General features: G+C 62.6%; 10 protein-coding genes and 1 tRNA gene. 5 read left to right on the forward strand and 6 right to left on the reverse strand.

The window, feature by feature from the left end:
* Positions 1-97, reverse strand: a 97-nt coding sequence (locus tag I8N66_RS18950; RefSeq protein ID WP_291156622.1) for a hypothetical protein, incomplete at its 3' end; no start/stop codon positions are given.
* Positions 98-326: 229 nt separating this feature from the next.
* Here I8N66_RS18950 and I8N66_RS18955 point away from each other — a divergent pair.
* The 3 genes from I8N66_RS18955 to I8N66_RS18965 are packed head-to-tail and all read left to right on the forward strand — an operon-like array spanning position 327 to position 3,599.
* Positions 327-1,682, forward strand: coding sequence for a DUF1254 domain-containing protein (locus I8N66_RS18955; RefSeq protein WP_291156625.1), 1,356 nt, complete (start codon positions 327-329; stop codon positions 1,680-1,682).
* Between the two features lie 18 nt (positions 1,683-1,700).
* A complete protein-coding gene (locus tag I8N66_RS18960; protein ID WP_113541037.1) occupies positions 1,701-2,723 on the forward strand; it encodes a DUF1254 domain-containing protein in 1,023 nt (340 codons plus the stop codon).
* A gap of 39 nt (positions 2,724-2,762) precedes the next feature.
* Positions 2,763-3,599 carry an alpha/beta hydrolase gene (locus tag I8N66_RS18965; RefSeq protein WP_291156603.1) on the forward strand — a complete coding sequence of 279 codons (837 nt, stop codon included), beginning with the start codon at positions 2,763-2,765 and terminating at the stop codon, positions 3,597-3,599.
* Positions 3,600-3,638: 39 nt separating this feature from the next.
* Here I8N66_RS18965 and metH read toward each other — a convergent pair whose 3' ends face one another.
* The 4 genes from metH to I8N66_RS18985 form a co-directional block, all read right to left on the reverse strand.
* The gene (metH, locus tag I8N66_RS18970) at positions 3,639-7,409 is read right to left on the reverse strand and encodes a methionine synthase (protein WP_291156606.1); all 3,771 of its coding nucleotides are present in this window, start codon (positions 7,407-7,409) and stop codon (positions 3,639-3,641) included.
* Between the two features lie 166 nt (positions 7,410-7,575).
* Positions 7,576-8,736, reverse strand: a complete 1,161-nt coding sequence (locus I8N66_RS18975) for an AGE family epimerase/isomerase (RefSeq protein WP_291156609.1) — start codon at positions 8,734-8,736, stop codon at positions 7,576-7,578.
* A gap of 3 nt (positions 8,737-8,739) precedes the next feature.
* On the reverse strand, positions 8,740-9,234 hold the full coding sequence (locus I8N66_RS18980; RefSeq protein WP_223725726.1) for a heme-degrading domain-containing protein: 495 nt from the start codon (positions 9,232-9,234) through the stop codon (positions 8,740-8,742).
* Positions 9,235-9,237: 3 nt separating this feature from the next.
* On the reverse strand, positions 9,238-10,134 hold the full coding sequence (locus I8N66_RS18985; protein WP_291156613.1) for an ROK family protein: 897 nt from the start codon (positions 10,132-10,134) through the stop codon (positions 9,238-9,240).
* 251 nt (positions 10,135-10,385) lie between these two features.
* Here I8N66_RS18985 and I8N66_RS18990 point away from each other — a divergent pair.
* A tRNA-Arg gene (locus I8N66_RS18990) sits at positions 10,386-10,462 on the forward strand.
* A 131-nt stretch (positions 10,463-10,593) separates the two neighbouring features.
* Positions 10,594-11,091, forward strand: coding sequence for a GNAT family N-acetyltransferase (locus I8N66_RS18995; RefSeq protein WP_291156616.1), 498 nt, complete (start codon positions 10,594-10,596; stop codon positions 11,089-11,091).
* 5 nt (positions 11,092-11,096) lie between these two features.
* On the opposite strand, the gene I8N66_RS19000 is transcribed toward I8N66_RS18995, so the two are convergent.
* A partial coding sequence (locus I8N66_RS19000; protein WP_291156619.1) for a LysR family transcriptional regulator occupies positions 11,097-11,936 on the reverse strand: 840 nt, incomplete at its 5' end.

Here is an 11,936-nt window from a genome sequence, read left to right on the forward strand (position 1 = left end):
AGTGGAATCTAAGGCGCGTCCCTTCCTCGTCCAGCCGGCTCAAGCGGCTGTAACCGACGACGTCCGCAATCAGGACGGCAGCGAGGCGGCGCTCCATCGACGAGCTCTCTACGTACGATGTACTCCAATGACAATGTTACCGCAGCTTGACGAGCGGCGCCATCGGCGCGCAGAGCGAGACGCTTCGCTGGCGTAACCGTTACGTACTTGCGGTACCCAGCCGAACTGGCACGATTGCCGCCGATCATCCGAAGGAATCTGCCATGCTCAAACGACGGTCTCTGCTGGTGCTCGGCGCTCTCGCAACGGCACTGCCCGCACTCCAGATGAAAAGCGCGACCGCTGCCGATATCGGCGTCTCCGCAGACGAGGCCCGCGCCATCGCCAAGGACGCCTATATCTACGGCTTCCCGCTGGTCGACAATTACCGCATCCAGCATTCCTATTTCGTCGATCGCGGCAATCCGGAGTTCAAGAGCGGCTGGAACACACTCAACAACACCGCGCGGGTCTATACGCCCGAGGACAAGGCGATCCAGACTCCGAACTCCGACACGCCTTACTCCTTCCTGGGTGCAGACCTGCGTGCCGAGCCGCTGGTATTGACGGTGCCGGCGATCGAGAAGGAGCGTTACTACTCGCTCCAGTTCATCGACATGTACACGTTCAACTTTGCCTATGTCGGCAGTCGCACCACCGGCAACGAGGCCGGCAGCTTCCTGCTGGCAGGACCGGGCTGGAAAGGCGAAACGCCGCCCGGAGTAAAGGCGGTGATCCGCGCGGAAACCGAATTCGCCTTCGTGCTTTACCGCACGCAAATGTTCAATCCTACCGACATCGAGAACGTCAGGAAGATCCAGGCCGGCTACAAGGTCGAGCCGCTGTCGACCTTCCTTGGCCACCCGGCACCGGCGCCGGCCGCGACCGTCGATTTCGTCAAGCCGCTCAGCGCGGAAGAGGAAAAAACCTCGCCCGACTTCTTCAAGATCGTCAATTTCGTGCTCGGTTTTTGTCCGACGAATCCATCCGAAACCGGCCTGATGGAGCGCTTCGCGAAGATCAATGTCGGTGGCGGCAAGAGCTTCGACTTCAACACCTTCTCTCCGGACATGCAGCAGGCGATCGAAGGCGGCATCGCCGACGCCTGGGCCGCCTTCAAGGAATTCAAGGAAACCGAACTCGATACCGGGAAGCGAACGAGCGCCGACAGCTTCGGCACGCGCGAGTATCTGAACGGTCGCTATCTCGACCGCATGTCTGGCGCCGTGCTCGGCATCTACGGCAACTCCAAGGACGAGGCCATCTATCCCGCCTATTTCACCAGCGACGACAAGACGCCGCTCTCGGGTGAAAACAAGTACACGCTGCGCTTCGAACCGGGCATGCTGCCCCCGGTCAACGCCTTCTGGTCGCTGACGCTCTACGAACTGCCGCAGAGCCTGCTCTACGCCAATCCGCTCAACCGCTACCTGATCAATTCGCCGATGGTTGCGAATCTGAACAAGGACGCCGACGGCGGTGTGACGCTCTACATCCAGCACGAGTCGCCGGGCGCCGAGAAGGAAGCCAACTGGCTGCCGGCACCGAGCGGCCCATTCTTCACGGCCATGCGGCTCTATTGGCCTAAGCCGGACGCATTGGACGGCAAATGGAAAGCGCCGCCGATGCAGCGCGCCAATTGATCAAAAGGAACCCCGAAGATGTTGCATTCCCGTTCTTTCTTCATGGCTGGTGCATTGGTAATTGCCGGCGCCGCACATTCGAGTGCCGCCGACCCCGTGACCGTCGGTGTCGACAACTTCATTCGCGCCGAGAGCGACATGTATGCGGCCAGCATGGTCAAGGACGGCGCCTTCGGCAAATTCCTGCACCGCCGCGAACCGGCTTCGATCGACAATCAGACCGTCATCCGCCTCAACCGCGACACGCTCTATTCATCCGCCGTGTTCGATCTCGATGCCGGTCCGGTTACCATCACCATGCCGGACGCGGGAAAGCGCTTCATGTCGATGCAGGTGATCAGCGAGGATCACTATGTACCCGAAGTCGTCTACGGCGCCGGTGAAACGACGCTGACCAAGGAAAAAGTAGGAACCCGATACGTCGTCGTCGGCATCCGTACCCTCGTCGATCCAGCCGACCCGAAGGATATCGCCGCGGTGCATGCGCTGCAGGACGCAATCAAGGTCAGCCAGAAGGCTGAGGGTAAGTTCGAGATCCCGGCCTGGGATCCGGCCAGTCAGAAGACCGTGCGCGAGGCGCTGCTGGTGCTTGGTTCCACGATACCGGACTTCAAGAAGGCCTTCGGCACCAAACAGGAGGTCGATCCTGTTCGCCACCTGATCGGCACCGCGACCGGATGGGGCGGCAATCCGGACAAGGACGCGACCTATCTGAACGTCACACCGGCCAAGAACGACGGCAAGACGACCTACAAGCTCGATGTCAAGGACGTGCCGGTCGATGCCTTCTGGTCAGTCAGCGTCTACGACGCGCAAGGCTTCTACGAGAAGAACCCCTACAACGCCTATGCGATCAACAACATCACCGCCAAGAAGGGTGAGGACGGCAGCGTCTCGATCCAGTTCGGCGGATGCGACGGCAAGATCGCCAATTGCCTGCCCGTGGTCGACGGCTGGAACTACACGGTGCGGCTCTACCGACCCCGCAAGGAAATCCTCGATGGATCCTGGCATTTTCCCGAGCCACAACCTGTGAACTAGGCTTCCCGCATCACGAAACAGGCTGCGGAGGTCGCCTGCATGGAGTTCCGGGATGACGACCTCGCGGCTTTCGCCGAGCATGGCGCAACGCCCCTGCCCGCAGCAACCGTCGAGGGGCACGTCGAGCATAACGGCGCGCGCATCTGGTGTGCTGCCTACGGATCGGGCACGCCGGTCATCCTGTTGCATGGCGGCCTCGGTCACAGCGGCAACTGGGGCTTTCAGGTCCCGGCACTGCTTGAGACGGGCCACCGCGTCATCCTGATCGACAGCCGCGGACACGGCCGCAGCACCCGCGATGCAAAGCCCTACACCTATGAACTCATGGCGTCGGACGTGCTCGCGGTCGTGGACAGACTGGAAATTCAAAACGCAGCCTTTGCCGGCTGGAGCGATGGCGCCTGCATCGCGCTCGTTCTTGCATCGATGGCACCGGAACGCGTAAGCGGCGTGTTCTTCTTCGCCTGCAACATGGACCCGAGCGGAACGAGGGAGATCGAGCCCAGTCGGGTGCTCGACCGTTGCTTCGGACGGCATTCCGCCGACTACAGAGCATTATCGGCAACGCCCGATGTTTTCGGCGCTTTCGTCGATGCCGTCAGCGCGATGCAAAAGACCGAGCCGAATTACACGGCCGAAGACCTCGGCAGGATCCGCGTGCCGGTCGCAATCGTCCAGAGCGAAAACGACGAATTCATCAAACGCGAGCACGCGGATTATCTCGCCCGCAGCATTCCTGGCGCCGCATTCATCCTGCTTGATGGCGTCAGCCACTTCGCACCGCTGCAGCGGCCGGACCGCTTCAATGCCGCACTCACGGCCTTCCTTGCTGCACTGGATGATGAGACCGAACGCGACACGCAGCGCCGGCAATGACGGGCCGGATTCGACTCGCCATCATTCCCTATCGCAACGTTACTCTGCTGCTTCGGTCTCCGGCATCGGCACATAGTTGAGGATCGGCGACAGCCAGCGCTCGACCTCACGCACCGGCATGCGCTTGCGTTCGGCGTAATCCTCAACCTGATCGCGTTCGACCTTGGCGACACCGAAGTAGTAGGCCTCGGGGTGGCCGATATAGAGGCCAGACACCGACGAGCCCGGCCACATGGCATAGCTCTCCGTCAGGCTGACGCCGATTGCCGCCTCGGCATGGAGCAGCCGGAAGAGCGTCGCCTTCTCGGTATGGTCGGGTTGGGCCGGATAGCCCGGCGCCGGACGGATGCCGGCATAGGGCTCGCCGATCAGCTGCTGAGGCGTGAAGGTCTCATCGGCCGCGTAACCCCAGAGCTCCCGTCGCACGTGCTCATGCATGCGCTCGGCGAAGGCTTCGGCGAAGCGGTCGGCCAGCGCCTTGACCATGATCGAGGAGTAGTCGTCGTTGGCGCGTTCGAAACGCTCGGCGATCGCCACTTCCTCGATACCGGCCGTCACGACGAAACCGCCGACATAGTCGTTGGAGCCACTCTCGGCCGGCGCGACGAAATCGGACAGCGCCACGTTGGGGCGACCATCGCGCTTGCTGAGCTGCTGGCGTAGCGTAAAGAAGGTCGCGAGCGGCGAAGTCCGATCTTCGCCGGTGAAAAGCCGGATGTCATCGCCGACCGTGCCCGCCGGCCAGAAGCCGACAACGGCCTTCGGCGCAAACCACTTTTCCTCGATGATCTTCTTGAGCATCGACTGCGCATCATCGAACAGCTGTCGGGCCGCAGCCCCTTGCGCCTCGTCGTCCAGGATCTTCGGATAGACACCCTTCAACTCCCAGGTCTGGAAGAATGGCGTCCAGTCGATATAGCGGGCGAGTTCTGCCAGGTCCCAGGTGTCGAATACGCGCGTGCCGAGGAAGGACGGCGCCTTCGCCCTATAGCCGGACCAGTCGATCTTGTGCTGGTTGGCGCGCGCCTGCGACAGCGGCAGCCGGCGCTTTTCCGCCTCGTTGCGCGCATGCGCGTCGGCAACCTTGCGATATTCCGCCCGCACCGTCTCCATGTAATTGTCGCGCGCCTCCGGCGACAACAGGCTGGAGACGACGCCGACGGCACGGCTGGCATCGGTGACATAGACGGTCTGGCCGCGGTCGTAGCGCGGGTTGATCTTGACCGCCGTATGCACGCGACTGGTCGTCGCGCCGCCGATCAGAAGCGGCACGTCAAAACCTTCGCGTTCCAGTTCCGAGGCGACATGCACCATCTCGTCGAGCGACGGGGTGATGAGGCCGGAGAGGCCGATGATGTCCACCCTCTGTTCGCGCGCCACTTCGAGGATCTTAGCCGAGGGCACCATGACGCCGAGATCGATGATCTCGTAATTGTTGCAGGCAAGCACGACGCCGACGATGTTCTTGCCGATGTCGTGCACGTCGCCCTTGACGGTCGCCATCAGGATCTTGCCGGCGCTCTGGCGCGCCTCGCCACCATTGGCAAGCTTTTCCGCTTCCATATGCGGCAACAGCACCGCCACCGCCTGCTTCATCACACGCGCGGATTTGACCACCTGCGGCAGGAACATCTTGCCGGACCCGAAGAGATCGCCGACGACGTTCATGCCGGCCATCAGCGGACCTTCGATGACGTGCAGCGGTCGCGCAGCGGTCAGGCGTGCTTCTTCGGTATCGGCCTCGATGTACTCGGTAATGCCGTTGACGAGCGCGTGTTCGAGACGCTTCTCCACCGACCACTCACGCCAGGAGAGATCCTTCTCGCGCCCTTGAGCCCCGCCCTGGCCGCGATAGCGCTCGGCAATCTCCAGCATGCGCTCGGTCGAATCGGTGCGGCGGTTGAGCACCACGTCCTCGCAAGCCTCGCGCAGATCCGGATCGATCGCATCATAGACGGCCAGCTGGCCGGCATTAACGATGCCCATGTCCATGCCCGCCTGGATGGCGTGGTAGAGGAACACAGCATGCATCGCCTCGCGCACCGGCTCGTTGCCGCGGAAGGAGAAGGAAAGGTTGGAGACGCCGCCCGACACATGCACATGCGGCAGCGTCTTGATGATCTCGCGCGTCGCCTCGATGAAGTCGACGCCGTAGTTGTTGTGCTCCTCGATGCCTGTCGCCACCGCGAAGATGTTCGGGTCGAAGATGATGTCCTCGGGCGGGAAGCCCGCCTGTTCGGTCAAGAGCTTGTAGGCGCGCGTGCAGATCTCGACCTTGCGTGCCTGGGTGTCGGCCTGGCCCACTTCGTCGAAGGCCATGATGACCACGGCAGCACCGTAGGCACGGCAAAGTCTCGCGTGATGAAGGAACGCTTCTTCGCCTTCCTTCATGGAAATGGAATTGACCAGCGGCTTGCCCTGAACGCATTTCAGGCCCGCCTCGATCACCTCCCATTTCGACGAATCGATCATCACGGGGACGCGGGCGATGTCCGGCTCCGAGGCCACGAGGTTCAGGAACTCGACCATCGCCTGCTTCGAATCGATCAGGCCCTCGTCCATGTTGATGTCGATGATCTGGGCGCCGTTCGCCACCTGATCGCGCGCGACATCGAGTGCGGCCGAATAGTCGCCGGCGGTGATCAGCTTGCGGAACTTCGCCGAACCGGTGACGTTGGTGCGCTCGCCGACGTTGACGAATGGGATGTCGGAGGTGAGCGTGAACGGCTCCAGGCCGGATAGACGCATCAGCGGCTCGACCTTCGGGATTTCGCGCGGCGGGTGCTTGGCAACCGCTTTCGCAATCGCGCTGATATGCGCGGGCGTCGAGCCGCAGCAGCCGCCGACGATGTTGAGCAGGCCGTCGCGGGCAAAGGCTTCCACCTGCGCCGCCATCTGCTCCGGCGTCTCGTCATACTGGCCGAACTCGTTCGGCAGGCCGGCATTGGGATAGGCGCAGACGAAGGTATCGGCAACACCGGAGAGCTCATCGATGTGGGCGCGCATGGCACTGGCGCCGAGGGCGCAGTTGAGCCCGATGGTGAAGGGCTCGGCGTGGCGCACGGAATGCCAGAACGCCGTCGGCGTCTGGCCGGAAAGCGTGCGGCCCGAAAGGTCAGTGATCGTGCCGGAGATCATGACCGGCAGGTCGACGCCCTTCTCGGCAAAGACTTCCTTGGTCGCGAAGATCGCCGCCTTGGCGTTCAGGGTGTCGAAGATCGTCTCGATCAGGATGATGTCGGCGCCGCCGTCGATCAGCCCGCGGATCTGCTCGGCATAGGCGATGCGCAAATCGTCGAAGGTGACGGCGCGATAACCGGGATTGTTGACGTCGGGCGAAATCGACGCCGTGCGGTTCGTCGGCCCGAGCGCGCCGGCAACGAAGCGGCGACGGCCGTCCTCGGCCTCGGCGCGCTTGGCGGCGCGGCGCGCCAGCCGGGCGCCGTCGCGGTTGAGCTCATAGACCATGTCCTCCATGCCATAATCGGCCTGGGCGATCCGGGTCGAGGAGAAGGTGTTGGTCTCGAGGATGTCGGCGCCGGCGATCGCATAGGCATAGTGGATATCCTCGATCGCCTTCGGCTGCGTCAGCGTCAAAAGATCGTTGTTGCCCTGCTGGTGACAGGCGCAGCCGCCGAATCGGTCGCCACGGAAATGCTGCTCGATGAAGCCGAGCTGCTGGATCTCCGTACCCATCGCGCCATCCATGATCAGGATGCGCTCACGCGCCGCGCGGGCGAGCGCCTCTTTGATCTCGGAGCCATCCGGCTTGGAGGAAACGTCACCGAAAAGGGCGCCGATGGCGGACATGGGAAATCTCCCGTTCTGAAAACGACAAACAATAAGCGAGTCAATCACATAAAGATATCTTTATGTCAACATATGACATAATCACATTTGCCCGACAAATCAAAGAAAATGGCCCGCCGCAATTGCGACGGGCCATCGAGCACACCCCTGATTCGGAACGGCAATCTTAGAGCCGCGCCAGGCAATCCTCTGTTTCGTAGATGGCGCAGAGGATGTGGTAAAAGCTGCTCGCCGGCGCCGGTTCGTCAACGAAGCTGCCATCGGCCTTCTGCTTGTCGCGCCAGAGGCCAGCAACGGGCGTCTCCAGGAACGTCTGGAGTGCTGCAGCCGCCCGCGCGGCCGAAGCGAGATAGCGCTCACGCTCAGTGCCATTGGTAAGCGCCGCAAAGCGGACTGCCGCCTTCAGCCACTCGGTCTGCGGCCAGAGCCGGGCAATCGGGTCTGCCACCGAGAAATCATCGAGAAGCGTCATGATCGCGACGTTGCGATCCGCGCAGATGCCATGGGCTTCGCCGATTTCGAAGAGCCGCCGCGCTTTCACGATCGCCTCGGCGCTGCCGCGACGCTCCGCCCAGCGAAGCAGCAGCCACGCCCATTCGAAGAGATGCCCGGGCTCGACGATGCGGCCCTTCTCGCCGGCCATCGGCGCCCAGTCGTGGTCGAAGAATTCGCGCAGCACCCCGATCTCGGCGTCGATGAAATGGTCCATCGCCAGATCCGCAATCTCGTCGGCGAGATTGGCCCAGGCGACCTGATCGAAACCGACTACGGCCTCGCTGGCGAGGCACGCCTCGAAGAGATGCATGTGCGGATTGGAACAGAGCGGCAGGCGTGGGGGATTGCCTTCCTCGAAACCGGCGACCGGATGCTTGACATGCGCCTCGATCCGAGACCGAAGATCGTTGCTGCGTTCGATCATCTCTGCCTTGCGCGCCGGCGTGACCTCGGCCAGATAGGCGAAGGCGAGCAGGGCGAAAGCCTGGTTGTAGAGATCGAAAGACGGCTCGAGCAGATTGCCGTCGGCATCGGCGAGTGCGCCGTAGAAGCCGCTCGGCTGCTTGAAGACGTGATCGAAATAGGAAAGTCCGCCTTCGGCAGCACCGCGCCAGTCACCGGACCAGCCGCGTCTGCCGGCTTCGGCAAAACAATAGACCTGCCGCGGCTGTACGCGCGCGCGCCGATTGGCGCGCGTCGCCTCACCGGCCATATCGATCGTTTCGACAAAACCACCGGCCGCATCGACGCCCTTGTCGCGCCAGAGCGGCAGGGCTTTGTCGGCCAGCCATTGAGACAGGCGCTGAGACTGAGAAAAGATATCGCCTGCCAACAATCAGCCCTCGAGCTTCAACGTGTCGTGATCCTTGCCGAGCAAGGTCGCCAGCGCCTCGACGACCATGTTGTGGTCCTCGCGCTGCGGCAGGCCGGAAACCGTGACTGCACCGACGCAGCCCGTGCCCTTGACGACGATAGGGAAGCTGCCGCCATGGGCAGCGTAGTCGGCATCCGATAGCCCGAGCTTCGCCTGCAGATTGGTCTGCGCCTTCGCGAGCTCGCGGCCGGTGGCATAGCTGCTCTTGAACAGCCGGAACACCGTGTTGCGCTTGCGGCGCACCCAGTTCGGATTGTCGGGTGTCGCCCCTTCAAGCGCGGCATAAAACACCTGCATCGAGAAGAGGGTAATGTCGATGACGACACCGAGCTTGCGCTCGACCGCCATCTTGCGCAGCAGTGCGCCGAGTTCCCAGGCCGTTTCGAGATCAAAGCGCTCGAACTGCAATTCCTGTTCTTGCCGCGCGATGCGGCTCAGATCCTTGTCGATATTCATGGGTCATTCCTTCCAGAGCCAGGCTGCGCCGCGCACGCCGGAGCTGTCACCATGCAGGGCCTTGCGAACAGGCGTTTCGAACGTATCGCCGAAGAGATAATTGACCACCCGTGGCGGGACGTCGTCATAGATCTCATCCACATTCGACATGCCGCCGCCAAGCACGTAGACGTCGGGGTCGACGATATTGGTAAGGAGCGCCAGGCTCCGCGCCAGCCGGTCGACGAAACGCTCGTAGACGCCCGTCGCAACCGGATCGCCAGCCCGCTTCGCTTCGATGATGTCGCGGCCACGCCGCGCGACGCCCGTGGTGATCCGGTAGTCGAGCTCGACGCCGGTGCCGCAGGCATACATGTCGAGGCAGCCGTGCTTGCCGCACCAGCACTTGTGTCCGGGATATTCGTCCCTTGTCATCCAGGGCAGCGGATAATGGCCGATCTCGGCAGCAACGCCCTGGTAGCCGGCATGGACCTTCTTGTCGATCGCCAGCCCGCCGCCATGGCCGGTACCGACGATGACGCCGAACACCACATGGGCGTCCTTGCCGGCGCCGTCGACCGCTTCTGAAACCGCCAGGCAGTTGGCGTCGTTGGCGAGCCGCACCGGACGGCCAAGCGCCGTTTCGAGGTCACGCCCGAGCGGCTTGCCGTTGATCAGCACCGCGTTGGAGTTGCGCACGATGCCGGTGCGCGGATTGGGGCTACCGGGAATGCCTATGCCGATCGAGCCCTTTTCGCCGGCCGTCTGTTCGGCCGCGGCAACGAGATCGAGAACGGCGCGAATGCAATCGTCATAGCCGTTGGTCGGGGTCGAGACGCGATGACGGGCGCGCATTTCGCCATCGCGGCCAAGCGCGATGACTTCCATTTTCGTGCCACCCCAATCTATTCCGATGAACATATGTGGATCAGGTCTCTGATGAAGGTCTCAAAGGGGAGCGCCCGCCTCCTCAAGCCGACGCCCGCCTTGCTTAGCATTCGAAAGACCTGAAAGACCAGCCCCGTTTCGTAATCGATTTAAACGCCCGGGCGATGGCGCCAACGCGCCGCCTGTCAAGACAGCCAAAGCTTGGTGCCACCTGCATTTCCGCCTGCCCATGCGCAAAAACACTTGGCGAAGAGGCCGCGCTTTTGTATGGGTGCTATCCAAGTGGTCCCGTAGCTCAGCAGGATAGAGCACCAGATTCCTAATCTGGGGGTCCCGCGTTCGAATCGCGGCGGGATCACCATTAATTTCAGACACTTACAGTGGAGCGCGATCCTACGTGTTCCGACAGGCGTTCCCACTTATGTTTGCGCAACGCTCCATGCCCTGCCAAAAACGTGAGATCGCAGCCAGGCGCATTACTCTGGTGCACGCATGGTCGAGCTGCTCGTGACCTACATGGAAATGCGCACGCAGCCCGCGGGCGAAGCGCTTCCGCCGCCGATCGAGCATGCAGCGGTCGCGTCCGAACGTCCGGATGCCGCCGCGTTTCTGTCGCTCTATCGCGCCGTCGGGGAACCGTTGCGCTGGTATCAGCGGCTGCACATGCCCGCAGCCGATCTCGGCGGCTTCCTCAGCAGTCCCGCGGCGGGCTTTTACATTCTCCGCTTGAATGGTCGCGCGATCGGGCTCTGCGAGTTTGACCGTGTCGACACGCCGGATATCGAGCTCACCCATTTCGGCCTTATACCGGAGGCGTATGGCAGAAAGCTTGGACCGTTCCTCCTCGACAGCGCGCTACGCGCCGTGTGGGTCCGCAGACCGAACCGCGTCTGGCTGCACACCGACGAATGGGATCACCCCAAGGCGCAAGACACCTACCGCCGCGCCGGTTTCAGCGTCTTTGCGCAAAAGCACGAAGAGATCGCCTAGCGCGCTCACCGAAGTGGTTGCCATGCCGGCCCTCGCCAAGCCTTAAGCTCCTGCAGAAACACCTGTAGGCGCGATGGCAGGAACCGCCGGGTCGGATAAACCGCGTGCACGAAAACATCCGGTGCCGACCACCCCGGAAGCACGCGCACGAGCTTGCCGCTCGCCAGCAGGCTGTCGCAGAAGATCGGCGGAAGCCGGCCGATGCCGTGGCCGCGTTCGGTCATGGCGCTCGCCGATTGAATATCGTGGACAGAAACCGCTCCGGTCACGGGAAGCCTGATCGATTCGGCACCCTTGACCAGGTGCCATTCGGCTTCGTTGCTGCGGGCATTGACCAGCACACAGCGGTGGCCGCGTAGATCTTCGGGCTGCAACGGTACGCCCTGTTGGTCAAGATAACCAGGAGCCGCCACAAGGAAGTGGGTGCTTCTGCCGATGCGCTGCGCGACAAGCGACGAATCGCGCAATTCGCCAAATCGCACCGCCACGTCGATATTTTCGGCAACGAGGTCCATGAACATATTGGTGACGAGCAGATCGACCTCGATATCCGGGTACTTCTTCAGGAATGCGGACAGGAAGTCGAAGAACGGAGGCTGCCCGAGGGTCATGGGAACGGTGACCCGCAGCAATCCCTCGGGTTTTCTCTGCGCTTCGCTCAGTACCCGTTCCGCGTCGCGAAGCTGGTTCAGCGGTTCGCTGCACTCCGCATGATAGGCGCGCCCCTGCGCCGTGAGGCTGAGCTTGCGCGTCGTCCGCTGGATCAGTGTGACGCCGAGCCGTTCCTCCAAAGCCGTGACCTTGCGGCTGACGGTGGAGACCGGCATGCCGAGCGCCCGCGCCGC

Source organism: Ensifer sp. SSB1 (genome assembly GCF_016652895.1).
In the GTDB taxonomy this organism is placed as follows: domain Bacteria; phylum Pseudomonadota; class Alphaproteobacteria; order Rhizobiales; family Rhizobiaceae; genus Ensifer.